We start from the raw sequence: 24,222 nt of genomic DNA, 5'->3' as shown, positions 1-24,222 counted from the left end.
CGCCGGCAACTGACGGGAGATGACGGAGACGGATACCGACTCGCGAGATGAGTCCGAAGACGACCTGACCCTCATCAGAGAGGGCCGCGACTTCGAACAGGAGTACCGCCTGACCGCCGCCGAGGCCGGCCGGTTCCTGGTCGAAGTCGGCGAACAGCTTCAGGCGGGCGACGAGCTGACCCTTACCGGCGACGAGTGGACGCTACCGTTCGCGTTCGGCGAGCCCGTCGAACTCGAGATCGATTACGAGGGGTACGGCGAACAGGAGCTCGAGATCGAACTCGAGATCCCGGGGACGACCGACGAGACGGCGCCGACCGTCGACTGAGGGGCGCAGCGTCGAGTAACGCCCGAAGAGTATTTGCCGTTCGATCGGCCAGTCACGCGTATGGTCTCCCGAGAGAACGCGGTCATCCTCCTGTTCATGGCGGTCGGGTTGGCGTTGGCGTACGGCGGTCGCGTCGCGACGAGCCTGAGCGACACCGTCCTGATCGGCGTCCTGCTATTCGTCGGCGTCGTGGCGCCGCAGTTGGTCAACGGCTACCTGGACGCCGAGGACGCGGCCTGACGCCGTCCCGTCGCGCCCGCGTGCGACCCGAGCGCGTGCCGCCGTTATATGCGTCGAGCCCGTAGCGAGGGTATGGAGACCACTGTGGTCGAGCACGACGGCGCGATCCTCGCGCGGCTGGAGAGCGACGACCGGGTGTTCGAGGTGCGCTTCGACGCGCTCGAACCCACCGACGTGACGCTGCGGTTCCGCCGCGACGGCGAGCGCGTGGGGAGCATCTACAACGACGACGGCACGAAGCGAACGATGGCGCGGCTCACGACGGCGCGCGAGGGGACCGACTTCATCGGCGTCGAGGTGCCGAAGGAGTTCGTCGTCGAGATTCTCGACGCGGCGCTGGAAACGGGCCGCGTCACCGACGAGACCGCCGCCGAGGGATACCGGCTCCGCGTGCTCTGAGCCGCGGCGCGTTGCGTCCGCGGCTCAGGCGTACACGAGGATGATCACGGCGACGAAGGCGAGCTCGCCGCCGACGAGCAGCGCCGCGAGCAGCCACGCCCGGTAGGTCCACAGCCACTCGCGGGCGTCGGCGAGCCGCCCCGACTCCTCGGCGTCGTCGTCGCCACGGTACGCGGCGTCGACCCGCCAGCCCGTCTCCGGGTCGTACGTCGCCGGCACGCGGCTGCCGACGAGCTCGTCGACGTCGAGCGGCGAGACGCCCGCGGCCTCCAAGAACCCCAGGAACGCCTCGGACTCCTGAAGCGACCCGTCGCGGGGCGCGTCGAACCGCTCGGTGTGCGTGGCGTCGCCGTGGGGCGGGCGCATCTCGACGGCGACGCGGTCGCCGACGGAGCGCACCCGCGTGACGATCAGCGCGTTCTCCTCGTCGTTGAGGTACGCCTCGCGGAGCCGGCGCTTCACCGCCTCGTCGACGCCCGCGTCGTCGAGGTCGTCGGGGAGGGCCTCGGCGTCCGAGAGGACGTCTGTGTCGGAGCGGGCGTCGGTGTCGGAGCGGGCGTCGGTGTCGGGGAGCGCGTCGGCGTCCACGTCGTCGGCGCTTTCGCGGTCGGCGGTCGTCGAGACACTCTCGTCACCGCCGGGTCGGTCCGCCATCGACCCGGAGTTGGCGGCCCGCTCTCATAAGGTCACGGCCGCGTACGTGACCGGTTTCGTTGTGGACGGTCCGCGGGCCGAGCGCGCCGAAGCCCCGGTCGCTCGGCCGTACGAAGGTGACACTTGTAAACTGGCGATCGACACGGACGCCACCGAAGCCCCAGCCGCGAGGCGGGCGCACGTTCGCTGCGGCCCTCACTCGGTCGCCTCGCTCCCTCGTTGCGGTCCTTGCGTCACCTGCGCCCGCCTCGCGGCTGCCCCTTCGATTCCCGCCCCGCACGGCACCTCACACCTCCCCAGCCTCGTCGCTGGCGGTCTTCACTTCGCTCGACCGCCACCGACTCCCTCGCGCGTGCTCCTCGCGACCGCCGGTGGCGGCCGCTCGCAGGCACGCGCCGCCGCACTTCGACCGTCAGCCGTTCACTGGAGCCGGTAGCGTAAGATCGCGGCGATGCCGCCGAGGTTGGCGAGCTGCTCGCCGGGCGCGAACTCCGAGGAGAAGACGACCACGTCGCCGCCCTGCCGCTCGACCGACTCGATCACCGCGTTCACGTCGATGTCCCAGTCGCCGTCGCCCTGTCGCTCGGTGCGGAGGCGCTCGTCGACGACGAGCAGCGTCTCGACCGCGCCGAACTCGGCGGCCTCGGCGGTGTCGTCCGGGCCGTACGTCGCCTTCTCGCCTTTCGCGATGTTCTCGGTCAGGTCGTCGATGAGGCTCGCCTCCTTCGAGATGCGGGTCTCCTTCTGGACCTCGTCGACCGCGCCGCGCTTGAGGACCTCGTGGACGCCGCGGTCGCCCGCCGCGGAGGTGTCGACCGTTGTGAGCCGGTCTGCGAGGTCGCGGTACTCCTCCTCGATGTAGTCGCGCGCGTCCTGCTTGGTGAACCCCGGCCCGGCCAGGATCACGGCGTCGGCGTCGAGGTGCGCGAGCGCCTCGCCGAGTTCCGCGAACAGCTCCTCGCGCGGCCGCGAGAACTCGCCTTTCCCCGTCGGCTTCGTGAACGAGGCGTACTCCTCCGTGCCGTACTGCTGGACGGTGTGGACGTAGGCGGCGCCCTCCTCGACGGTGGCGATGGCCACGTCGGGGTTCTCCGCGGCCTCGGTCGCCTCCTCCAACCGCTCCGTCTGGTCCGGCTTGAAGTGCTTCTCGACGGTTATCTCGTCGTGCTCTTCGACGTTGAGCGTGTGGTGGGCGTTGAGCTGGTCCTCGCGCGAGCAGCCGACGATGACGCCGCCGACGCGGAGCCGGTTGGCGAACCGCGCGAACTCCACGTCCTCGACCTCCAGCGTGACGAAGATGTGCTCGCGCTGCCCGCCGGTGTCCCGCATCTGGTCGTCGTTCCGCTGGATCCGCCGGGTGGTGTCGCCCTCGACCAGGTCCCCGGGTTCGAGGACGTGCGCGAGGTGCCAGAGGTCGTCCACGTTCTCGGGGACCAGCGTGAGCCGTTCCCGGCCCTCCTCGCCGTACCCCCGCTCGGAGATGCGCATGCCCGGGCGTTCGCTCGCGCCCGTATCAACTCTTGTCTTCCGCGTCGGACAGCGCCGGCCCCCACTCGAAGCCGCCGGTCGGATCGGCGTCAGCGCCGCCCGCCTCGTCCGCGCGGGTCGGGTCGGTGTCGGCGGACTCGTCGCTCTCGTCAGCGACAGAAACGCCGCGGCCGACCTGAACCGCGGCCGGCGGCTCGCTCCGCATCGGTCGTCCGCCGTCCCCCGACACCACGGGAGCCGGCGGCCCGTCGCCGGCCGGACCGACGCTCGGGCCCGATCCGCTGCCGGCTCCCGCTTCGTCGTCCGAGCGCGCGGCGTCGGGCGCCGCGTCGACCGGCCGCCGCGTCGCGGTCGCCGCCGTCGTCGCCTCCGTCTCCTCGGTCAGGCTCTCGGCCGCGCCCCGGCCGTAGAGGTCGTGCGCGACGATCCGAGCGAGGAAGGCGACCGCGACGCCGACGACGAGCGGAACCGTCGGCGCCGCGACGGCGTACCCGACCGCGAGCGCCCCGACGGCCAGCGTCCAGCCGGTCGCGTACGGCCCCGTCGCGGCGACGCCGGCTACCGTTCGCGGGTCGAGCCCGTCCCGGAGGCGGCCGGACGCGGCGAACGCGGCGAGCGCCGCGGGGCGGACGTACGCGAACGCGACCAGGTACGCGCCGACGAGCGCGAGGACGCCGGCGGCGGCGACGACGGCGACTGCGGCCGGCCCGTTCGGTCCGAGCGCCGACTCGACGGCCGTCGCGGTCGCCCCCGGCTCGACGGGGCCCGCGACGAGTGCGGCGACGGCGCCGCCCGCGACCGCGAGCCCGCCCGCGAGGGGCGCGAGCAGCGCCGCGGACAGCAGCGCCGACTTGAGGCCGTCCCTGGCCAGTTCTCCCCAGGCGACGAGCGACGGCGCGCCGGCGGCGTCGCCGGGCTGGATCGCCGCCCGCGTCACCCGGACGAGGTAGCCGCGCGCCACGAGCGACGGCGCGAGCGCGACCGGGGCCGCGACGGCGACGGCGGGGCTGACGAAGAGGACGCCGGCGAGCCACAGGGGCGTGAGGATCCACCCCAACAGCGTCACGGACCCGCCGACGAGGACGACGCCCGCGGTGTCGTCGGTTCGCGTCAGCGCCGTCGCGGCCGCGGTGAGCATGTGACCGGACACAGGGACGGGAGCCGCATAAATGGTACCCGGCCCGAGCGTTTATATCGCTTCGCGGAGTATTGCCGTCTGGCCGCGCGGGACAATCGTGTGCCTCTGACAACCCACCCGCGGCCGCCACTCGGCGGCCGTCCCCCCGTCCGCGGCTTTCTGCCGACGCCGTTCGCCCAGACGCGTCGCCGCCGCGTGCCGGTACCGATTTATCCCGTCCCGCCGACGGGTCGGGTATGACCGGCGACGAGGGGACGACCGATCTGGAGCCGGAGCTCAGGAGCTACGGCGTCAGCGTCGAATCGATCGACGGGGGCGATCCGCTGGAGCTGACGTACATGACCGCGTTCCCCGGCCGCGAGGTCCACCGCGGCGAGATCGGGCGCGCGCTCAACGCGCTCATCGACGAGGCCGAAGCCGACGAGTGGGACCCCGTCCGGGTCGAGGGAACGGTGGTCCGCTCGCCCGGCGACGTCCTCGGGACGTGGCACGCGGAGGCCGAGTGGTTCGAGGCGCTCATCGGCTACGAGATATCCGAGACCGAGTTCTCGTCGCGCGTGCTGGAGACGCTCAGCCACGAGCCCGGTGACGGGGGCGAGGGCTCGTCGGACGCGGTGGACGCCGACGCGGACGGGCAGGAGGCGGACCGGTGACCCGACGCAGGCCGGTCAACCGCGCGCAGCGCCGCCTCGCGCGCCCGGCCCGCGAGCGGTTCGCCACCCGCGCGGTCGCGTTCGACGTCGACGGCGCGACCTGCCGCGGGACGCTGTACCTGCCGGGCGGCGACGCGGACGACCCCCCGGTCGTCGTGATGGCCCCGGGGCTCGGCGCGGAGCGGAGCTTCGGCTACCCCGCCGTCGCGGAGCGGTTCGCGGACGCGGGCTACGCCGCGCTCCTCTTCGACCACCCCGAGTTCGGCGCGTCCGACGGCGACTCCCAGCTCGTCGACCTGGACCGCCAGCGCGACGCGTACGCGGCCGCGCTCGACCGCGCGAAGCGCGTCGACGACGCGGGCGACGACCTCGTGCTCTGGGGGGCGTCGCTGTCGGCCGCGCACGTCCTCACGCTCGCCGCGGAGCGCCGCGACGTCGACGCCGTGGTCGGCCTCGTCCCGATGCTCGACGGGCGCGCAATCGCCCTGCGGCGCGGCGGGCGCTACCTCCTCCGGTCCGGCGCCGCCGGGCTCCGCGACCTGCTCGGCCACCGGGTCGGTCGCGGCCGCACCGTGCCGATCGTCGGCGACCCGGAGGAGCGCGCCGCGATCACCGAGCCGGGAGCGGAGCGCAAGTACATCGACCTCGTCGACCGCGAGTCGGCGTGGCGCAACGAGACGCCCGCGCGGTCGCTGCTCGGCCTCGTCGGCTACCGACCCGTGACGCGGCTCAACGAGGTCGACGCCCCCGCGCTGCTGCTCGCGGGGACCGACGACGCGATCGTCGACGCCGACGCGGTCGCGGCCGCCGGCGAGCGCCTCTCGCGCGGGACCGTCGTCACGATGCCCGCCGACCACTTCTCGGTGCTCGGCGACGACTTCGAGGGCGCGGTCGGCCACCAGCTCTCCTTCCTGCGCGACGCGCTCGAATAGGCGGGCGGTCGGGCTCGCCCGCGACCGCGGGCCGGCCCGCGCGACTACTTAAGTGGCCCCGCGACGCACGCACTGTCATGACAGCGATCGCGATGCTGAGCGTCGCGCCGGTGATCGAGGAGAGCATGGCCGCGGAGGTGGCGGCGGCCGTCGCCGCGCTCGACGACTTCGACGTGAGCTACGAGACGAACCCGATGGGCACGGTGATCGAGGCCGACGACGCGGAGACGCTCTTTGCGGCCGCGGCGGCCGCCCACGACGCGGTCGACGGCGACCGCGTGTCGACGTTCCTCAAGGTCGACGACAAGCGGGCGGGCGACGGGACCGCCGCGGAGAAGGTCGACGCCGTCGAGGAACACCTCGGCCGGGAGGCGAGGCGGGAGCGCTGACTCGCCGGCAGCCGCCGGGCCGACGGGCGGGTCGGTTACCCCTTGATGTTACACACGGGGAACGTCCGCGCAACCTTGTCGCCGATCCCCAGCTCGTCGCTGACGCGGATCACCTCGTCGATGTCCTTGTACACGCCCGGGGCCTCCTCCGCGATGGTGGCGCCGGACTGGGCCTTCACGTAGATCCGCTGGCCGTCTTCGAGGTCGTCTTGGACGTCGCCGCCCCAGAACTCCTGTTTCGCCTGCGTCCGGCTCATCAGGCGCCCGGCGCCGTGGGCGGTCGAGCCGAACGACACCGACATCGACTCGTCGCCGCCGCGGAGCACGTACGACCCGGCGCCCATGCTGCCGGGGATGATGACGGGCTGGCCCACGCCGCGGTACGCCTCGGGCACGTCCTCGTTGCCCGCGGGGAACGCCCGCGTCGCGCCCTTGCGGTGGACGTACAGCTGGCGCTCCGCGCGGTCGACGGCCGCGTCGCCGACGGCGGGGCGCCCCTCGGCGTCGACGCCGACCTCGTGGGTCTCCTTCTTCGCGATGTTGTGCGCCACGTCGTACAGCAGTTCCATCCCGAGGTCGTCGATCGGGTCCGCGTCGAACACCTCGCCGAACGTCTCGCGCGTCTGGTGGGTGATCAGCTGGCGGTTCACCCACGCGAAGTTGATGCACGCGCCCATCGCGCCGTAGTACTCGTCGGCCAGCTCGGACCCGGCGGGCGCGGCCGCCAGCTCCTTGTCCGGGAGCTCGTCGAGGAGGTCGCCGTGCTCCTGCTCGATCCGGCGCAGGTAGTCGTTACACGTCTGGTGGCCGAGCCCGCGGCTCCCGCAGTGGATCAGGACGACGATCCCGTCCTCCGTCAGCCCGTAGGACTCGGCCACGTCCGCGCGGAACACGTCGGTGACGCGCTGGACCTCCAGGAAGTGGTTGCCCGAGCCGAGCGACCCCATCTGGTTGCGCCCGCGGTCCATCGCCTTCTGGGAGACGTACTCCGGGCGCGCGTCGGGACGCCGTCCCTCGTCCTCGCAGCGCGCGAGGTCGCTCTCGATCCCGTACCCCGCCTCGACCGCCCACTCGACGCCGCGTTCGAGCGCGCCCTCGACGGCGTCGGCGGTGCCGTCGATCACGCCGCCCCCGCCGAGCCCCGAGGGGATCGCCTCGAACAGCGCGTCGACCAGCTCCTCCTCGCGGCCGCGCACGTCGTCGTAGGCGAGGTTCGTCCGCACCATCCGGACGCCGCAGTTGATGTCGTAGCCGACCGCTCCGGGCGAGATACAGCCGGTCCGGGCGTCGATCGCGCCGACGCCGCCGACGGGGAAGCCGTACCCCTGGTGGCCGTCGGGCATACAGATCGCGGGCTCGACGACGCCGGGCAGGTGCGTCGCGTTCTTCAGCTGCCGGAGCGAGTCGTCGTCGCCGATCGCCTCCAGCAGCGACTCGCTGGCGAGGACCCGCGCGGGGACGTTCATCTCGCCCTCGCGAGGGATCTCCCAGACGTGCTCGCGCACCTTCTCAAGCCGGATCCCGTCGAACTCGCGCGCTGTCATGCGCGCCACTTCGACGCGGGGCGCCAAGGGCGTTGCGTCAGGCGGTCGCCGGCGGGCCGCCGCGACGTCGCCCGGGCGCTGACGAGCCGGCTACCGGTTCGCGGGGTCGGTCGGGAGCCAGTCGATCGCGCCCTCCGCGAGGGTGAACGCGGCGAACGCCCGCCCCAGGACGACCCCGTACACGAGGTGCGCGACCGCGATGACGACGCCGAACTCGAAGCTCGCGGTGAGGCCGGGGACCGGCAGGGTCGGCACCGGCAGCGACGTGGCCCCCTCGATGGCGATGGCGGCCGGCAACAGGAGCCCGCCGGTGATCACGCCGAGCAGCGCCGAGTGGATGACGCCGAGCGACAGGCACCCGCCCACGTCTCCGCGGAGGTCGGCGAAGAACGACCGGTCGAAGACGGCGACGAACAGCGCGCCGAACAGCGTGCTGTTGAACAGGTGGACGGCCCACCCGCCGACGACCGTCTCGACGCCGACCAGCGCGCCGATCGTCGGCATGAGCCCGAGGCCGGCGTGTAACACGGCCCCCATCGCCGCGCCGGCGACGAGCCCCGAACTCGCCCCCGCGCGCCAGCGTCGACCAGTGCCGTCCGGTCCCGTCCCGTCGCGCAGCCCTGTGCGTGACATACGGTAACAATGTACTCGACAGGCATAACGGTTTGTCACGCCCCACGGGGCGGCTTCACACGTCGAACACGACGTACGCGTACCACCCGTCGCCGCGCCGTTCGAGCGCCATCTCGGAGTAGGTGACCGCCTTGATCTCGCGGGCCGCCACCGCGTCGAGGGGGACGCCGCGCGCGCTCCCCGTGAGCCGCCACTCGTCCGCGTCCGCGGCGTCGTCGTCCGCAGCGTCGACGGACTCCGGCTCGATCACCGTACACCGGTGGTCGGCCGGTAAAACGAGCCGCACGTCCCGCTCGTAGATCAGGCGGTCGAGGTAGTCGAACAGCAGGGCCTCGCGGCTCTCGGCGGCGACGTCGAGGTCGAACCGCTCGCCGGCGGCCGGGACCGACTCCGCGCTGGCGGCCGCGAGCCCGTCGGCGACCGCCGCGAACAGCCCCGAAAGCGTGTCGGCGGTCGCCTCCACGGCCACGTCGGCCGTGTGCTCGCGGAGGGCGTAGCTCATCGGCCGGAGCCGCGGTTGCGCCCGGCCGCGTCGCCGAGGTCGCTGTCGGCGGCGCTCGGGGCGTCGTCCTCGTCAGCGCTGAGGCCGTCGTCCTCACCGGCGCCGGGGCCGCTGCCCTCGACCGCCTCTCGCGACCCGTCTTCCGCCGGGCGGTACGTCTCGTCGCTGCCTTCGCCCTCCTCCTCGCGCGGCTCGTGGGCGGTGTCGGGGCGCTCGTCGGCCGGGAACCGGGCGTCGACGGTCCGCTCGGGCGCCCCGGCGTGGAGGTCGTCCGGATCCACGTCGTCGAGGTCGGCGGCGACCTCTTCCAAGGCGACGCCGCTCGTCACCAGTGCGCGGATCCCCTCGTCGACGGTCAGTTCGACGTCGACGATCCGGCGCTCCGGGACGAAGACGACGTGGCCGCCCATCACCGGGTTCGGCGCCATCGGCATGAACACGGTCCGCATCCCGTCGTCCTCCGTGTCGGCGTGGTCCGCGATGACGGCCGGGGTCTCGCTCGTGATGAACGCGAGGGTGTAGGTCTCCTCGGTCGGGAACTCGACGAGGACGACTTCGCGGAAGTTCCCGCCGTCCGACTCCAACATGGCGTCGCTCATCTGCCGGAACCCCTGGTAGACGGAACCGATCCCCGGCACCCGCTCGACGAGGTCGTCGACCTGGTCGACGGCGCGCTCTCCGTACCGCGACGACTCGACGCCGGCGCCGAGCAGGATGATCACGCCCACGAACACCACCGGCGCCGCGATCTCGATCGCGAGCTCCCGCGGGATGGACCCGATCAGCGGCAGCGGCACGTCGGGCGATACGGTGACGACCGCCGTCGAGAACAGGTCGAGGTAGTTGTACACCGCGTTGAACGCGAACGCCAGGACGACGAGCGTGATGACGGCGGGGACGACGACGGCGACGCCGGTCAGGAACGCCCGTCGGATGCGCTCCATGCCCGACGACTGGATAGCCATTACTACCGACCACGCGCGACCGCGACAAAGGTTTTCTGTCCCGACGCGGACACGTCGCGCCTGCGGTTCCGACGCGGCCCTGACGGTCGCTTACGGTCGGATCGCGGAGCGTTGGCCGGCCGTAGCCGCTCGCAACGGTCCCCGCTGGCGGTGGAGTTATATTCCGTCCACGTGTTAGGTCATCGCAGTGAGCGTCAACGTCGAAAAGCGGACCGACCCGCCCGGCGAGTCCGACTACGCGACCGCCGCGTGGGAGCTCAAGGAGCGAATTCGGTCCGCGGAGGGCGTCCTCCGACAGCGACGCGGCTTCTTCGTCGACGCCTACCGCCGGTCGACCGCCCACCTGCTCGTGGAGAACGACCGGCTCGTCGCGTTCGCCTCCGTCCGGCGCGACGGCTACATCCTCTTTCTCGCCGTTCACCCCGACCACCGCGGCCGCGGCCACGCCGAGCGGCTGATCGCCGACGTCGCGGCGAACCACCGGTCGGTCACCTGCCACGCCCGCACGACGAACCGGCGGGCGCTCGGCTTCTACGAGCACCTCGGCTTCGAGGTCATCCGCCGCATCGACGACTACTACGAGGACGGCGGCGACGCCTACTACCTCAAGCTCGGCGGCGAGTCGCTCCGGGAGCGCCTCTCCGGGTTCGTCGGCCGGTAGGCGGCCGCGTTCCGCCCGCCGTCTCTCCCCCTCGAAGCCGGCCGAACCGACAGTAATTAGCGCCCGCCGCGAGGAGTGGCCGCCATGTCGCAACCGACTCCCGCGGACCTCGCGGCCCGGGTCCGCGACGGCGACCTCCGCTTCCACGAGCTGGAAGACCACGCCGACGCCGACGTCGCGACCGCCGCGCGCCGGCTGCTCGTCGCGGAGGCGACCGACGCCGACCTCGACCCGCTCGGCGAGTACGCCTTCGACGCCGACGCGGTCCACGGCTCGAACATCGAGAACACGCTCGGGGGCGTCCAGGTCCCCGTCGGCGTCGCCGGCCCGGTGACGATCGACGGCGGCGCCGCCTCGGGCGAGCGCTACCTCCCCCTCGCGACCACCGAGGGTGCCTTGGTCGCGTCGATCAACCGCGGCTGCTCCGTGATCGAGGACGCCGGCGGCGCGACGGCGCGGGTGACGAAGAGTGGGATGACCCGCGCGCCCGTCTTCCGGGTCGCGGACGTCGCCGAGGCCGAGGCGCTCGTCGACTGGGTCCGCGACAACGAGCCCGCGCTCGCCGAGGCCGCGGAGGCGACGACGAGCCACGGCGAGCTGCTCGACGTGACGCCGTACGTCGTCGGCAACAGCGTCTTCTGCCGGTTCCGCTACGACACGAAGGACGCGATGGGGATGAACATGGTCACCATCGCGACGCGGGAGGCCTGCGACGTGATCGAGGCGGAGACGGACGCCTCGCTCGTCGCGCTCTCGGGGAACCTCTGTTCCGACAAGAAGCCGGCCGCGATCAACGCCGTCGAGGGGCGCGGGCGGTCGGTCGTCGCGGACGCGACGATCCCGCACGCGGTCGTCGAGGAGCGGCTCCGCACGACACCGGAGTCGATCGAGGAGATCAACACGCGGAAGAACCTCGTCGGCTCCGCGAAGGCGGGCGCGCTCGGCTTCAACGCGCACGTCGCCAACGCGGTCGCGGCGATGTTCCTCGCCACCGGGCAGGACGAGGCGCAGGTCGTCGAGGGGGCGAACGCGATCACGACCGCCGAGACGACCGCCGACGGCGACCTCTACGTCTCCGTCTCGCTGGCGAGCCTCGAAGTGGGGACGGTCGGCGGCGGGACGAAGCTGCCGACGCAGCAGGCCAGCCTGGAGATCCTCGGGGTCGCGGGCGGCGGCGACCCGGCCGGGAGCAACGCCGACGCGCTCGCGGAGTCGATCGCGGCCTGCGCGCTCGCCGGCGAGCTCAACCTGCTCGCGGCGCTCGGGTCGCGCCACCTCTCGTCGGCCCACGAGGAGCTCGGGCGGTAGACGGGCGCGGCGCCGCGCGGGAACCTCGTCGCTCTCTCAGTCCGACCAGCGCGGGCAGTCCTCGCGGAGGGCTTCCCGCCCCGCGTCGGTGACGCGGTACACCGCCTCGCCGGAGACGCGCTCGACGAGCCCGGCGTCCGCCAGCGCGGTCAGCCGCGACTCGACGTGGTCGGCGTACAGGCCCGTGTTCCCGGCGATGAACGCTTGGTAGTCTGCGCCCACGTCGGCGAGGTACGAGAGCAGCCGTTCGTCGGAGCGCGTGAGCGACGGGCGGTCCGGGTCGATCCGCTCGTCGCCGCTCCCGTCTTCGGCGGCGTTCTCCGGACGGTCGACGGACTGCGCGTCGGGTCGGGCCATCTCACACGTGGTGGCGTGTACCACGGTAAAGGGGATACCGCGGGTTCCCACTCGCTGGGAGTCGCCGGCGGTCGGGGGAACACGTTCGGCGAGGAACTAGTCGGGCGGGGTCGCTCCGGGCGCTCAGTCGTCGGCGTCGGCGGGCGGCGTCCCGGTCGCGTCGGCGCCGCTCTCGCCGCCGGACGGCCCGTCCGGGAGCATCGGCGTCCCGTCGGCGCGCGGGCCGAGCCGCGGGCCGTGCGGGCCGTCGTCGGGATCGATCCGGCGGCGGGTGCGGTAGTCCGTCGAGCGCTCGACGGGCGTCCGACCGATCGCCGTTATCATCTCGACGTAGTCGTCGAACGAGCGGTACTCGCCGTACTCGCCGCCCGCACGGCTGGTGATCTCCTCCGAGAGGATGGTGCCCATGAAGTCGTCGGCGCCGCAGTTGAGCAGCTTCAGCCCGTGGGCGTCGCCCGACTTCACCCACGAGGCCTGTACGTGGTCGACGTTGTCGAGGAAGAGCCGCGCGACCGCGACCACCAGCTCGTCCTCGGCGCGCGAGGGCCCGGAGTCGACGACGCCGCGCCGGTAGAGCGGGGTGTTCCGGTGGATGAAGGACAGCGGGACGAACTCGGTGATCGCGCCCGTCCGGTCCTGGAGGTCGCGGATCACCTCCAGGTGCTGCGCGCGGTGCGCGACCGTCTCGACGTGGCCGTACATCATCGTCGAGGTGACGTCGAGGCCGGCGGCGGCCGCGCCCTCCATCGCGGCCACCCAGTCGTCCGTGCGGATCTTCCCCGGGCAGATCACGTCGCGGACCTCGTCGACGAGAATCTCGGCGGCGGTGCCCGGCGCGGAGTCGAGGCCGGCGTCGGCCAACTCGCGGTAGACGGACTCGTACGCCCAGTCGGTGCCGCGCTTGGCGTGGTACGCCTCCTCCGGGGTCATCGAGTGGAGGTGGACGCCGCCGACCGACATCGCCGCCATCTGTTCGACGTAGGTGCCCGGGTCGATCGCGTACGCCTCGGGCGGCTTGTAGTTCGCCTCGCTCGCGGGGTCGTCGTGCGCGGCGAGTACCTCGTGGTGCTCCTCGTTCAGCGCGAACGCCGGGTGGAGCCCCGAAACGGAGCACACCTCGTAGACCCCCATGTCGAGGGCGTCCTCGACGACCGCGCGCGACTCCGCGGGCGGCTTGGTGAACCCCGCGTGTTCGACGTCGCTGTCGGCCTCGAAGGCGTGCGCGGTGTCCTTGAAGTTACAGAACAGACAGCCCGTGTTACACGCCGTGGTGACGTTGTTGTTGAGGTTGGCGACGAAGGTGACCTCGTCGCCGACCTCCTCGGCCCGGCGCCGGTCGGCCACCTCCAGCACGGCCTCCTTGCGGACGGGGTCGATCCCCTCGCGGTCCGTGCCCGTGGCGAGCAGTTCCGTCGCGTCGTCGACCGTCAGCCGGGCGCCGTCGCGGGCCTTCGCGAGCGCGTTCTCGAACGACTGGTCGGTCGCGGGCGCCGCGAAGTCGAACTCGTTCGCGCCGCTCTCGCCGTCGCCGCCCCCGCGACCGTTCGACCCGCTCGCGTCGGAACTGCCCCCCGAACTCATCCCCTAACGCTCCCGGTTCCACCCTGATAAACGGGCGGGTCGAGACAGTCGACGGCTGATAATCGAGCGCCGAAGTCCAGTGCGGTGGCGCGCGCCTCCGAGCGGCCGTCCGCGGCGGCCGCGAGGAGCGCGTGCGAGGGAGTCGCTGGGGGCCGAAGCGGAGCGAGGCCGGCAGCGACGAGGCTGGGGAGGCGCGAGGCCGCGGTCCCGCGAGCGACCGACGGGAGCGAGGGGGAGGCCGGGAGTCGCAGCCCGCGCAGCGAACGGAGTGAGCGAGCAGGACCGTCTTCCGGCGGTCGCTGTGCGGTGCGGGGCGGGACTCGAAGGGGCAGTCGCGAGAACGAGGCACGGCGACACAAGCACCGGACCGAGGGAGCGGAGCGACCGAGTGAGGAGCACAGCGAGTCGCGCGAGTTCTCGCGACTGGGGCTTCGACGGTGTTCGTCGCCGATCAGCTGCCAGTAATCGATAGCTACGCCACCGACTCGTCAGGGCCCGTTCACGCCGGGTCCCGGTAGTCCCGGTCCTCGTCGGCGTGCGCGCGGACCCACAGCTCCCCGATCCGCGAGAGGCTCGTCCGGTAGGACTTCCCGTGCTCCTCACGCTCGATGTACCCCTTCCCGCCGGGGCCGAGCCGATCGACGTTGTAGATCACCTTCGAGCGGAACGACTCCGTGTACTCCTCGTTGAGTTCGGTCGCGAGCGTCTCCGCCAGCTCCGAGACCGACTCGAACTCGCCGTGCTCGCCGAGCGTGAACAGCACCAGCTCCTCGAACGGCTTGACGTTCTGGAAGGAGGCGACCGGCAGCTCGATCACGTGGCGGTCGCCGATGCGCTTTGCGCCGATGGTGGTGCCGCGCTCGTCGAACTCCGCGAGGAGATCGGTGGTGCTCGCCAGGCGGTCGGCGACGCGGTCGGGGTCGACGCCCGCCTCCGTCGGCGCCTCGCTCCCGGCGTCGAGGTCCCGCAGGAGCTCCCGCGTCTCGCGCAGCTCCTCCGCCAGCTCGGTCTCTAAGTACTTCTCGGGGGCCGTGTAGTAGGTGTGGATGCGGTCGCGGTCCGCCTGCCGCTCGACCATGATCGAGTGCGCGGCGGTCGCGAACGCGAACGAGACCGGCCGAGGCATCGAACAGAGGTTCACCCACACCTCGCGGTCGCCGGCGGGCGGGTCGTCCGCGTCCCCCACGTCCTCTGCGCCCGCCTCGTCGCCCGCCGCGTCGCCGCCGTCGTCGCGGTCCAGCTCCGCGTTGATCAGGTCGAAGGCGCGCTCGAAGGCGGCGTCGTAGTCGTACACGTCGTCCAACCGCTCGCGGACCGTCTCGGCGCCGAGGAGGTTCCGGAAGTCCTGTTCGAGCTTGCGCGCGATGTTCCGCGAGTACTCGACGTTGGCCTCGCTGCCGACGGCGCCCTCCAAGAGGATCACGCGGTCGACGTCGAACTGGTCCCGGATGAGGGGGGCGATCATCCGGTCGTAGTCGAACCCGACGGGCACGACGTGGGTCTGCATACCCTGACCGTGGGTGTGGGATTTATAAAAACCACCAGATCACTCCGCGACGCCAACGCTCGCGGACGGAGCCGACCCCGCCGCCGGCGCCCGCCCGACACCGGCGCGCTATCCGTCGCCTCCCGTCCGGAACGACAGGTCGAGCGCCGGCGCGGAGTGCGTGAGCCCGCCCATCGAGATCACGTCGACGCCGGTCGCGGCGTAGTCCGGGACGACCTCCACCGTGATACCGCCTGACGCCTCGGTCAGCGCGTCGCCGTCCGCGGCGGCCACGCGCTCGACCGCGGCCGCCGTTTCCGCGGGCGTCATGTTGTCGAGCAGGACCACGTCGGCGCCGGCCGCGGCGGCGCGCGCGGCTGCGTCGGACCCCTCGACCTCGACCTCGACGTTCGTCGCGAAGGAGGCGCGCTCGCGGAAGCGCTCGATCGCCTCCGTCAGCCCCAGCTCCGCGACGTGGTTGTCCTTGACCATGACCATGTGCGAGAGGCCGAGCCGATGGGTGTCGCCGCCGCCGGCCGCGACCGCGCGCTTCTCTACTCCCCGGAGCCCGGGCGTCGTCTTGCGCGTGGCGGCGACCCGGACGTCCGGATCGACTTCGCGGGCGGCCTCAACCGCGGCGTCGGTCCGCGTCGCCACTCCCGAGGCGTGGGCCGCGACGTTCACGGCGACGCGCTCGCCGCGGAGGACCGCCCTCGCCGGGCCCGCGACCCGCAGCAGCGCGTCGCCCGGGTCGACGGCGGTCCCGTCCGCGACGCGCTCGGTCACAGTCGCGTCGAGGTAGTCGAACACGGCGCTCGCGGCGTCGACGCCGGCCGCGACGCCGGGCTCTTTCGCGACGAGCCGGCCGCTCGTCTCGCCCGGCACGTCGTTGGTCATGTCGTGGTGGCCCACGTCCTCGCGGAGCCAGCGCTCCACGTCGGCGTCGGTGAGCATCAGTCGTCCGCCGCCGGCCCGGGCTCGGCGGGCTCGGCGTCGTCCGCGACGTAGTGCGTCCCGACGCTCTCGCCGTTCGCGAGCGCCTGCCGGGTCACGAGCAGCGCCGTCACGGTGGCGTTTCGCAGCTCGTAGAGCGACCGCGACGTCCGAGTCCGGACGTACGCGTCGACCTCCCCCTTCAGGCGCCGGAGCACGCCGAGCGCTCGGCGGAGTTCGGCCGGATCGCGCTCGATCCCGACGTGCTCGCCGAGCACCCTGCGGAGTCGCCGGAACTTCTCGCGGGCGAACGCCGGCGGGAGGTCGGGGTCGCGGTCCAGCAGGTCCGGGGGCGCGACCCGCTCGGGGTCCGCCGGCGTCCCGTCGGACCCGACAGTTCTGGCCGCGTCGGCGCCCGCCCGGAGCCCCCACACGAGCCCTTCGAGGAGGCTCGTGGAGGCGAGGCGGTTCGCGCCGTGGACGCCGGTCCGCGCGCACTCGCCGACCGCGTAGAGCCGGTCGAGGCTCGTCCGCCCCCGGTCGTCGACCGCGACGCCGCCGCAGAGGAAGTGCTCGGCGGGCGCAACGGGGATCCCCTGCGCGGAGTCGACGCCGCGGTCGGCGCACTTCTCGGCGAGGCCGGGGAACGCGCCCGCGAAGTCGAGCGGGCCGACGTCGAGGCGGACCTCGCCCGTGGCGTCGCGCTCGGCGGCCACGGCCCGCGAGACCACGTCCCGCGGCGCCAGCTCGGCGTCGTCGTGGTACCCGGGCATGAACCGCTCGCCGTCGCCGTTGCGCAGTAGCGCGCCCTCGCCGCGGACCGCCTCGCTGACGAGGAACCCCTCCTCGTCCGGGCCCGCGTCGTACGCCGTCGGGTGGAACTGGACGAACTCCATGTCCGTCACGTCGGCGCCCGCGAGCGCGGCCATCGCGACCCCGTCACCGGTGGCCCCGCGGGGGTTCGTCGACCGCGGGAACAGGTCGCCGATCCCGCCGGTCGCGAGCACGGTCGCGTTCGCGTACACCGGCACGCGCCCGTCGGCCGACGCCACGACGGCGCCGTGGACGCGCCCCTCGCTCGCGATCAGGTCGAGCGCGGCCGCGTCGTCGACGATCTCGACGCCGTCGCGTCCGTCGAGGTGGTTCAACAGGGGGACGTGGACGTGCTCGCCCGTCGCCGCGCCGACGTGGAGGATCCGGTCCTCGCTGTGGGCGGCCTCGCGGCCGTAGTCGAACGTCCCGGCGTCCGCCTCGCGGTCGAACTCGACGCCGAGCGTGTCGACGAGCACGTCCCGGACCGCGTCGTCGGCGTTCTCGACGAGCACGTCGACAGCGTCCGGGTCGGCGGTGCCGTCCGAGGCCGCCAGCACGTCCCGCTTGAACCGCACCGGCCGGTCGCGGGCGACTGCGATCCCGCCCTGAGCCCACCACGACGCGGCGTCCGCGGGGCGCGTGGCCTTCGTCGCCACCGTCACCTCGCGGCCCTCGCGCGCGGCGGCGAGCGCGGTCGTCAGCCCGGCGACCCCCGAGCCGACGACGAGCACGTCCGCGGTCTCGTGGCCCGTCATCTCACACCTCCAGCATGCGGTCGAGGGCGACGCGCGCGAGGTCCTTCTCCTCGGGCGCGACCTCGACGACGTTGCGCTCGCGTCCGGCGGCCAGCTCTTCGAGCACCCACGCGAGGTAGTTCGGGTCGATCTGGCGCATCGCGTTACAGTCCATACACGCCTCGCCGCACAGCGGGACGACGTCCACCTCCGGGTGCCACCGCTGGAGGTGCCGGGTCAGGTGGACCTCGGTCCCGATGGCCCACGTCTCGCCGGGGTCGGCCTCGGCGACGGTCTCGCGGATCGTCGCGGTGGAGCCGACCACGTCCGCCGCCTCGACGACCTCCCGGCGGCACTCGGGGTGGACGACGACGCGCGCGTCCTCGTGGACCGCCCGGACCCGCTCGACGTGCGACGGGCTGAACCGCTCGTGGACCTGACAGTAGCCGTCCCAGAGGATCACGTCGCTGTCGACGACCGCCGACGCGTCGGCGGACGCGGCGTCCCACGGGTCCCACTCGGCGATCTCGTCTTCGAGCCCGAGCCGGTGGGCGGTGTTCTCCCCGAGGTGCTTGTCGGGGAGGAACAGCACCTTGTCGCCCTCTTCGAGGGCGTACTCGAAGGCGCGGTGGGCGTTCGAGGAGGTACACACCAAGCCGCCGTGCTCGGCGCAGAACGCCTTGAGGTCGGCGTAGCTGTTCATGTACGTGACCGGCACGATGTCCGCGTCGGTCGCGGCCGTCAGCTCCGCCCACGCCGCGTCGACCTGGAGCGCCTCGGCCATCCCCGCCATCGGGCAGGACGCCTCCATGCTCGGGAGGACGACCGTCTGGTCGTCGTCGGTGATGATGTCCGCGGACTCGGCCATGAACGTGACCCCGCCGAAGACGACGTACGCCGCGTCGGCCGCCGCGGCCTCCTTGCTCAGCTGGTAGGAGTCGCCGACGAAGTCGGCGTGCTCGACGATCTCCCGCCGCTGGTAGTTGTGACCGAGGATCACCACGTCGTCGCCGAGCGCGTCCAGCGCCCCCTCGATCCGGCGCGTTCGCTCGCTCTCGTCGAGGTCGCGGTATTTAGACGGAAGCTGTTCGAGATTATCGTATTTGAAGAGACTGAGTTCGGTATCGAACTCGGCGGTTTCCATTGCTGGCATTCTGAGTCTCCGTCGCGTATTCGCTCACAGAACTGTGTCGTGAAAAGATTTTGTCTTCAATAGTTCGGTTTGGCTAGTCGTATGCTCTCCGAGTCCGTTCAGAATCGCGATCTTCGAACGATACGTACGGTCTCGCAGGCGAACTCCGGATCGTGGGTCGGTGACCCCTCTGCGGGGTCGCGGACCGAGGGCCGAAATTCGCGGACTGCGAGCCGGGCGGACCGCGAGCCGGGCGGACCGCGAGCGCGCGGTTGGCTCTCGCCCCGGACGGCCCGTCGAGCGAGCGCGCCTCGTGGTCCTCGGGCTTGGCGGCCCTCGCGGTTCCCGGTCTGAGTGCCGCCTCCCCTACGGTTATGATGTGCCATGCCGTACCACTACACGGTATGGCGCAGACAGAGGTCGAAGAGGAGCTGTACGTCGACCAGTACACGCTCGGGCTCGTCGGGCCCGACCAGGAGTGGGCCGGGACGGTCGCGGACGGCGGGACGGTGACGACGTACACGCCGCCGGGCTGTTGGGGACCGATGGTGACGCCCTCGTTCCGCGGCGGCCACGAGGTGACGCGGCCGATCCGCGTCGAGGGCGCCGAGGTCGGCGACGCCGTCGCGATCCACATCCGCGACGTGGAGGTGACGAGCATGGCCACCAGCACGGGGTCGATGGCGGAACGCGACGAGGCGTTCGGCGACGACCCGTTCGTCGACCACCGCTGCCCGGAGTGCGGGACGACGTGGCCCGAGTCCGTCGTCGAGGGCACCGGCGAGGACGCGATCCGCTGCGCGGAGTGCGGCGCCAACGCCTCCTCGTTCGGGTTCGAGTACGGCTACACCGTCGCCTTCGACCACGAGAACGCGGTCGGGATCACGCTCGACGATGAGGGCGCCCACGCGCTCGCGACCGACGCCGAGCGCGTGATGGACATCCCCGAGAACGCCCGCCAGCACCCGATCCTGCTGTACGAGCCCGACGAGATGCCAGGCACGCTCGGCCGCCTGCTACCGTTCATCGGCAACATCGGCACCACGCCGCCGGTCACCATGCCCGACTCGCACAACGCGGGCGACTTCGGGCAGAACCTCGTCGGCGCCGACCACGACTACGGCGTCGAGACCGAGGCGGACCTGGACCTGCGCACCGACGGCCACATGGACGTGCCCGAGGTCCGCGCGGGCGCGACGCTGGTCTGCCCGGTCGCCGTCGACGGCGGCGGGATCTACGTCGGCGACCTCCACGCGAACCAGGGCGACGGCGAGCTCTCCCTCCACACCACCGACGTGAGCGGGACGGTCACGATGGACGTGGAGGTGATCGAGGACGTGGACCTCGACGGGCCCGTCCTCCTGCCGAACGAGGAGGACCTCCCCTTCATCAGCAAGCCCTACAGCGACGACGAGGTCGCGGCCGGCGAGGGTCTCGGCGCGGAGCACGGCGTCGACGTGGACACCGACGCCGCCCCGATCCAGGTGATCGGCTCCGGCGCGACGGTCAACGACGCCACGCAGAACGCCTTCGACCGCGCCGGGACGCTGCTCGGCATGAGCGAGGGCGAGGTCCGCGCCCGGTGCACGTTCACCGGTGGCGTGCAGATCGGGCGGCTCCCCGGCGTCGTCCAGTTAGACATGCTCGTGCCCGCGGACGTGCTGGCGGAGTCGGGCCTCGACGACGTGACGCGCGAGCAGTACGGGCTGTAAGCCCTCACCGCCACGACGATCCGCGTCCGCTGCTCGCCCGCGACGGCCCCGCCGGGATCCGCCGCGTCGGCCCCTGCGACTCGGCCCGCTCCCGCAGGCGCTCGACCCGCTCGTCGGTCGAGGGGTGCGTCGAGAGCCAGCGCTCTGCGGTCTCGTCGGTCCGTTTCTGCGACGAGAACGGCGCGAGGGGCCACTCCGGGTCGGTCGCGCGCTCGATTCGGCGGAGCGCCCGCGCGAGCGCCGCGGGGTCGCCCGTCACCTCGGCCGCGCGGTCGTCGGCCGCGAACTCGCGCTTGCGCGACCGCGACCGGGCGACGAGCGTCGCGAGGACGAACGCGGCGAACAGGGCGCCGGCGAGCGCGCGGTGAAGCCGCGCGAACGGCCCCGACCGGTCGCCGGGTCGCCCGCGGATCCACGCCGAGGCGGCCGCGAGCCCCGACAGCGCGAGCAGCGCGGGCAGCGCGACCAGGGTGGCGACCCCGACCAGCGAGCGGCCGACCCCGTCCGCCATCGCGATCGCGAACCCGTCGTTGCCCTCTAAGTGCGCCAGCTCGTGCGCGAGGATCGCCTCGATCTCGCGGGCGGACAGTAGCCGGAACAGCGACCGGTCGATCACGAGCGCCCCGCTCCCCGACCCGCCGCCGACGGCGAACGCGTTCGGCGCGCGGGCGTCGGTGACGTACAGCGCCGGCCGCGGCAGGTCCATCCGCGCCGCGAGCGAGTCGATCCGGCGGTGGAGATCCGGCGCCCGCCTCCGCGGGACGCGGTCGCCCTCCAGGTTCGCGAGGATCTGGGCGGTGCCGAGCCGGTAGCTGAGGTACGCCGACCCGAGCGCGACCGCGGCAAGCAGCGCGACGAGGACCGGGAGGTCCGGTCGGGCCGCCCAGGCCGCGCGCAGCAGGTCGGCGACGAACAGCGCCGCGGTCAGGTAGCCGACGAGGAGGGCGACGCCGACGGCGGCGGCGGCCGCGCGGAACGCGAGCCGAGGCATGTCCGAGGCTACGCGACGGCGGGGCAAACGCGTTGCGGCCGGGAGGGCCGCGACGGGATCGGTCGCTCCCCCACCCGGCCCGCCGGAAGGAAAAGCGGTAATTCCCCGGCCGCGAAACCGGCTGTCATGGACGCACGCGTACGCGAACACGCGGAGATCATCGCCGACCACTCGACCGGCATCGAGTCGGGCGACGACGTGGTCATCCAGATGCCGAAGGAGGCCGAGGACCTCGCGGTCGCGCTCCACGAGGTCTGCGGCGACCGCGGGGCGAACCCCGTCTACCTCAATTACTCGAAGCGCGCCCAGCGCGCGTTCAAGCGCGCCTCCGAGGACTTCTCCGAGCCGAGCCACCGGCGCGCGCTCTACGAGGAGGCCGACGCCTTCGTCATCGCGCGCGGCGGCGCGAACGCCACCGAGGACGCCGACGTGGACCCCGAGACGAACGCCGCGTACAACCGCGCGATGGAGGAGGTCAAGCGCACGCGGCTCTCGAAGACGTGGTGTCTCACGCAGTACCCGACCGCGAGCCACGCCCAGCTCGCCGGGATGAGCACCGAGGCGTACGAGAACTTCGTGTGGGACGCCGTCTCGCTCGACTGGGACGAACAGCGCGAGTTCCAGGCGGAGATGGTCGAGATCCTCGACGCGGCCGACGAGGTGCGCATCAGGTCCGGCGACGAGACCGACCTCACGCTCGACGTGTCGGGCAACTCCACGCTCAACGACTACGGCGAGGCGAACCTCCCCGGCGGCGAGGTGTTCACGGCGCCGACGCGCGACGGCGTCGACGGCGAGGTCCACTTCGACCTCCCGCTGTACCGCTACGGGCGCGAGATCGACGGGGTCCGGCTCCGGTTCGAGGACGGCGAGGTCGTCTCGCACTCCGCCGAGCGCAACGAGGAGCTGCTCTCCGGCATCCTCGACACCGACGAGGGATCGCGGCGCCTCGGCGAGCTCGGAATCGGCATGAACCGCCAGATCGACCGGTTCACCTACAACATGCTGTTCGACGAGAAGATGGGCGACACCGTCCACATGGCGGTCGGCTCCGCGTATCCGGAGACCGTCGGCGAGGAGAACGCGGTCAACGAGTCCGCCGAGCACGTCGACATGATCGTCGACATGAGCGAGGACTCCGTCATCGAGGTCGACGGCGAGGTCGTCCAGCGGAACGGGACGTTCGTCTTCGAGGACGGGTTCTGAGGGCCTCGCGTCCACTCACTCGCCCGCGCCTCGCGCCGCGGTCCGGCGGGCGAACGCCGCGTACGCGACGAGGAGGACGCCGAACAGCCCGACCGTGCCGATCGCCGCGATCCCCGGGTAGCCGGCGAGCGGCGCGATCTCGCCCGCGGGCGGCGCGACGAGGTCGACGACGCCGGTGCCGACCGACAGCGCGAGCACGGCGAGCCACATCGTCCCCACCGCGTACCCGAGTTCGACGAGGCGGCCGGTGCGCGCCGCGTGGGCGACGACGGCGCCGCCGCCGAGGATCGGGACCGCGGCGAGCGGACTCGTCGGGTCCGGGAGGAGGACGCTCCCGCCGAGCGCGATCGCCGTCCAGTAGACGGCGACGGCGACGACCGTGCGGAGCGAGTCGGGGACGGACACGGGGTGCGGGTTCGGTCGGCGAACACAAAACGATCGGGGGCGAGGTCCCGCTGGCGCCGCGTCGGTGTTTATCACTCGTGGGCGCGTACGTCCACGCATGCCAGAAGAAGTCCTGTTCAAGTCGGAAAGCCGTCGGAGCCGCGAGGAAATCGCCGCGTACCTGCGGACGGTCGCGGACTCGCTCGACGCCGGGAACGCGATCACCCTCACGCGCGGCGCCGAGTCGACGACGCTGGAGCCGCCCGCGCGGCCCACCTTCGAGGTGAAGGCGGAGCGCGAGGGGCCGGCCGACGGGCCGGGCGAGCTGAGCGTCGAGTTCGAGTTGGAGTGGGACGAGAACGCCGGCGAGGAGGCGGCGGACGGCGAGCTGACGATCGAGTGACGGTCCGGAGGCGCCCTCCGCCTCGCTACGGTACTTCGCCCGGGACCTCGGCGAACGCGTCCCGCGCCGAGAGGTGGTCGAGCGTGTCGTCGACCTCGACGCGCACGGATTCCATCCGCTCGATGAGCTCCTCGTACTCCTCGGAGTTCGTCGTGCCGGCGGCCTCCAGCGCCGCCTTCTTCGAGGCGAGCGCGAAGAACTCCTGGCTCCGCTCGTCGAACGCGGCGCGGTGGAGGAGCACCTCGACGAGCGTGAGGAGGTCCTCCTTCGTGACCGGCTTCGTCTTGTAGTCGTCGAACGGCATCTCGACGATGTCGACATCGGGCTCTACCGCGGTCAGCATCGCCACCCGGGCGTCGTACCCCTCGCCGCGGATCGCGTTCAGCACCTCGTGGCCCGACATGTCGGGCATCCGGCGGTCGAGGAGGACCACGTCGACCGTCTCGTCCATCGCGTCGATCGCTTCCTCGCCCCCGGTCGCGATGCGAACGTCGTACTCCGGGTCGAGGTACACCCGGTACAGCTCTGCGAGGTCCGGCTCGTCGTCGACCGCGAGGACGGTCGCGTCCGGAGTGCCGCTCATGGGCGGGCCCTCCCGGTCTCGCGGTTCGCGACCCCCGGACCGGCGCGTCCGCCCGCCGTTCGTACGTCCATAC

Annotated in this window: 26 protein-coding genes and 1 pseudogene; 11 read left to right on the top strand and 16 right to left on the bottom strand. The window is 72.5% G+C overall.

Annotation, left to right across the window (positions count from 1 at the left end):
• The first annotated feature begins 19 nt into the window (after window positions 1-19).
• The 3 genes from EXE50_RS05360 (at window position 20) to EXE50_RS05350 (ending at window position 967) form a co-directional block, all read left to right on the top strand.
• Complete coding sequence (locus tag EXE50_RS05360) at window positions 20-328, top strand: amphi-Trp domain-containing protein (RefSeq protein ID WP_053770922.1); 309 nt, start codon at window positions 20-22, stop codon at window positions 326-328.
• Window positions 329-388: 60 nt separating this feature from the next.
• Entirely contained in the window at window positions 389-568 is a 180-nt protein-coding gene (locus tag EXE50_RS05355) for a hypothetical protein (protein WP_053770923.1), read from the top strand.
• 72 nt (window positions 569-640) lie between these two features.
• Entirely contained in the window at window positions 641-967 is a 327-nt protein-coding gene (locus EXE50_RS05350) for a hypothetical protein (RefSeq protein ID WP_121599779.1), read from the top strand.
• A 24-nt stretch (window positions 968-991) separates the two neighbouring features.
• Here EXE50_RS05350 and EXE50_RS05345 read toward each other — a convergent pair whose 3' ends face one another.
• The 3 genes from EXE50_RS05345 to EXE50_RS05335 all read right to left on the bottom strand — a co-directional run bounded on the left by EXE50_RS05345 (window position 992) and on the right by EXE50_RS05335 (window position 4,247).
• Window positions 992-1,621: a hypothetical protein gene (locus tag EXE50_RS05345; protein ID WP_137704531.1), complete on the bottom strand. Its 630-nt coding sequence runs from the start codon at window positions 1,619-1,621 to the stop codon at window positions 992-994.
• A 420-nt stretch (window positions 1,622-2,041) separates the two neighbouring features.
• Window positions 2,042-3,109 (bottom strand): mRNA surveillance protein pelota, encoded by a 1,068-nt coding sequence (locus EXE50_RS05340; RefSeq protein ID WP_053770926.1) that lies wholly within the window; start codon window positions 3,107-3,109, stop codon window positions 2,042-2,044.
• A 25-nt stretch (window positions 3,110-3,134) separates the two neighbouring features.
• Window positions 3,135-4,247, bottom strand: coding sequence for a DUF4013 domain-containing protein (locus EXE50_RS05335; RefSeq protein ID WP_137704530.1), 1,113 nt, complete (start codon window positions 4,245-4,247; stop codon window positions 3,135-3,137).
• A gap of 236 nt (window positions 4,248-4,483) precedes the next feature.
• Between EXE50_RS05335 and EXE50_RS05330 the strand changes: the two genes are divergently transcribed.
• The 3 genes from EXE50_RS05330 to EXE50_RS05320 all read left to right on the top strand — a co-directional run bounded on the left by EXE50_RS05330 (window position 4,484) and on the right by EXE50_RS05320 (window position 6,221).
• Window positions 4,484-4,900 (top strand): hypothetical protein, encoded by a 417-nt coding sequence (locus EXE50_RS05330; protein WP_053770928.1) that lies wholly within the window; start codon window positions 4,484-4,486, stop codon window positions 4,898-4,900.
• Window positions 4,897-5,832 carry an alpha/beta hydrolase gene (locus tag EXE50_RS05325; RefSeq protein WP_053770929.1) on the top strand — a complete coding sequence of 312 codons (936 nt, stop codon included), beginning with the start codon at window positions 4,897-4,899 and terminating at the stop codon, window positions 5,830-5,832. Before EXE50_RS05330 ends, EXE50_RS05325 begins: the two co-directional genes overlap by 4 nt.
• Before the next feature lie 77 nt (window positions 5,833-5,909).
• A complete protein-coding gene (locus EXE50_RS05320; RefSeq protein ID WP_137704529.1) occupies window positions 5,910-6,221 on the top strand; it encodes a thiamine-binding protein in 312 nt (103 codons plus the stop codon).
• A gap of 35 nt (window positions 6,222-6,256) precedes the next feature.
• Here EXE50_RS05320 and EXE50_RS05315 read toward each other — a convergent pair whose 3' ends face one another.
• The 4 genes and pseudogenes from EXE50_RS05315 to EXE50_RS05300 form a co-directional block, all read right to left on the bottom strand.
• The gene (locus EXE50_RS05315) at window positions 6,257-7,765 is read right to left on the bottom strand and encodes an RtcB family protein (protein ID WP_121599774.1); all 1,509 of its coding nucleotides are present in this window, start codon (window positions 7,763-7,765) and stop codon (window positions 6,257-6,259) included.
• Between the two features lie 90 nt (window positions 7,766-7,855).
• Window positions 7,856-8,398, bottom strand: coding sequence for a hypothetical protein (locus EXE50_RS05310; RefSeq protein WP_053770932.1), 543 nt, complete (start codon window positions 8,396-8,398; stop codon window positions 7,856-7,858).
• Window positions 8,399-8,453: 55 nt separating this feature from the next.
• On the bottom strand, window positions 8,454-8,900 hold the full coding sequence (locus EXE50_RS05305) for an archease (protein ID WP_121599772.1): 447 nt from the start codon (window positions 8,898-8,900) through the stop codon (window positions 8,454-8,456).
• Window positions 8,901-9,058: 158 nt separating this feature from the next.
• A pseudogene (locus tag EXE50_RS05300) lies at window positions 9,059-9,865 on the bottom strand (DUF502 domain-containing protein); the annotation flags it as partial.
• A gap of 187 nt (window positions 9,866-10,052) precedes the next feature.
• Between EXE50_RS05300 and EXE50_RS05295 the strand changes: the two are divergent.
• Both EXE50_RS05295 and hmgA read left to right on the top strand, forming a co-directional pair.
• Window positions 10,053-10,526 (top strand): N-acetyltransferase, encoded by a 474-nt coding sequence (locus tag EXE50_RS05295; RefSeq protein ID WP_053770934.1) that lies wholly within the window; start codon window positions 10,053-10,055, stop codon window positions 10,524-10,526.
• 84 nt (window positions 10,527-10,610) lie between these two features.
• Window positions 10,611-11,834: a hydroxymethylglutaryl-CoA reductase (NADPH) gene (gene hmgA, locus EXE50_RS05290; protein ID WP_137704527.1), complete on the top strand. Its 1,224-nt coding sequence runs from the start codon at window positions 10,611-10,613 to the stop codon at window positions 11,832-11,834.
• Between the two features lie 36 nt (window positions 11,835-11,870).
• On the opposite strand, the gene EXE50_RS05285 is transcribed toward hmgA, so the two are convergent.
• The 6 genes from EXE50_RS05285 to nadA all read right to left on the bottom strand — a co-directional run bounded on the left by EXE50_RS05285 (window position 11,871) and on the right by nadA (window position 18,891).
• Window positions 11,871-12,191 (bottom strand): DUF2250 domain-containing protein, encoded by a 321-nt coding sequence (locus EXE50_RS05285; protein ID WP_053770936.1) that lies wholly within the window; start codon window positions 12,189-12,191, stop codon window positions 11,871-11,873.
• Window positions 12,192-12,314: 123 nt separating this feature from the next.
• The gene (gene cofH, locus EXE50_RS05280; protein WP_137704526.1) at window positions 12,315-13,772 is read right to left on the bottom strand and encodes a 7,8-didemethyl-8-hydroxy-5-deazariboflavin synthase subunit CofH; all 1,458 of its coding nucleotides are present in this window, start codon (window positions 13,770-13,772) and stop codon (window positions 12,315-12,317) included.
• A 499-nt stretch (window positions 13,773-14,271) separates the two neighbouring features.
• A complete protein-coding gene (locus EXE50_RS05275; protein ID WP_137704525.1) occupies window positions 14,272-15,279 on the bottom strand; it encodes a DUF6293 family protein in 1,008 nt (335 codons plus the stop codon).
• Between the two features lie 108 nt (window positions 15,280-15,387).
• A complete protein-coding gene (gene nadC / locus EXE50_RS05270; protein ID WP_137704524.1) occupies window positions 15,388-16,212 on the bottom strand; it encodes a carboxylating nicotinate-nucleotide diphosphorylase in 825 nt (274 codons plus the stop codon).
• Window positions 16,212-17,759 carry an L-aspartate oxidase gene (locus EXE50_RS05265; RefSeq protein WP_053770940.1) on the bottom strand — a complete coding sequence of 516 codons (1,548 nt, stop codon included), beginning with the start codon at window positions 17,757-17,759 and terminating at the stop codon, window positions 16,212-16,214. Before EXE50_RS05265 ends, nadC begins: the two co-directional genes overlap by 1 nt.
• 1 nt (window position 17,760) lies before the next feature.
• On the bottom strand, window positions 17,761-18,891 hold the full coding sequence (nadA, locus tag EXE50_RS05260; protein ID WP_137704523.1) for a quinolinate synthase NadA: 1,131 nt from the start codon (window positions 18,889-18,891) through the stop codon (window positions 17,761-17,763).
• A gap of 383 nt (window positions 18,892-19,274) precedes the next feature.
• On the opposite strand from nadA, the gene EXE50_RS05255 reads away from it, so the two are divergent.
• On the top strand, window positions 19,275-20,582 hold the full coding sequence (locus EXE50_RS05255) for an acetamidase/formamidase family protein (RefSeq protein WP_137704522.1): 1,308 nt from the start codon (window positions 19,275-19,277) through the stop codon (window positions 20,580-20,582).
• Window positions 20,583-20,586: 4 nt separating this feature from the next.
• Here EXE50_RS05255 and EXE50_RS05250 read toward each other — a convergent pair whose 3' ends face one another.
• Window positions 20,587-21,573, bottom strand: a complete 987-nt coding sequence (locus EXE50_RS05250; RefSeq protein ID WP_053770943.1) for a M48 family metallopeptidase — start codon at window positions 21,571-21,573, stop codon at window positions 20,587-20,589.
• 126 nt (window positions 21,574-21,699) lie between these two features.
• On the opposite strand from EXE50_RS05250, the gene EXE50_RS05245 reads away from it, so the two are divergent.
• Window positions 21,700-22,779, top strand: coding sequence for an aminopeptidase (locus tag EXE50_RS05245; protein WP_053770944.1), 1,080 nt, complete (start codon window positions 21,700-21,702; stop codon window positions 22,777-22,779).
• A 15-nt stretch (window positions 22,780-22,794) separates the two neighbouring features.
• Here the strand turns inward: EXE50_RS05245 and EXE50_RS05240 are convergent, their stop codons facing one another.
• Window positions 22,795-23,184, bottom strand: coding sequence for a hypothetical protein (locus EXE50_RS05240; RefSeq protein ID WP_053770945.1), 390 nt, complete (start codon window positions 23,182-23,184; stop codon window positions 22,795-22,797).
• Between the two features lie 97 nt (window positions 23,185-23,281).
• Here EXE50_RS05240 and EXE50_RS05235 point away from each other — a divergent pair, with 97 nt between their 5' ends.
• Window positions 23,282-23,566 (top strand): amphi-Trp domain-containing protein, encoded by a 285-nt coding sequence (locus EXE50_RS05235; protein ID WP_053770946.1) that lies wholly within the window; start codon window positions 23,282-23,284, stop codon window positions 23,564-23,566.
• Between the two features lie 25 nt (window positions 23,567-23,591).
• On the opposite strand, the gene EXE50_RS05230 is transcribed toward EXE50_RS05235, so the two are convergent.
• The gene (locus EXE50_RS05230) at window positions 23,592-24,149 is read right to left on the bottom strand and encodes a response regulator (RefSeq protein WP_053770947.1); all 558 of its coding nucleotides are present in this window, start codon (window positions 24,147-24,149) and stop codon (window positions 23,592-23,594) included.
• Window positions 24,150-24,222: the final 73 nt, after the last annotated feature.

It is taken from the genome of Halorubrum sp. ARQ200 (assembly GCF_005435115.1).
Classification (GTDB): Archaea; Halobacteriota; Halobacteria; order Halobacteriales; family Haloferacaceae; genus Halorubrum; species Halorubrum tropicale.
This window is presented reverse-complemented; position numbering and strand designations above follow the sequence as displayed.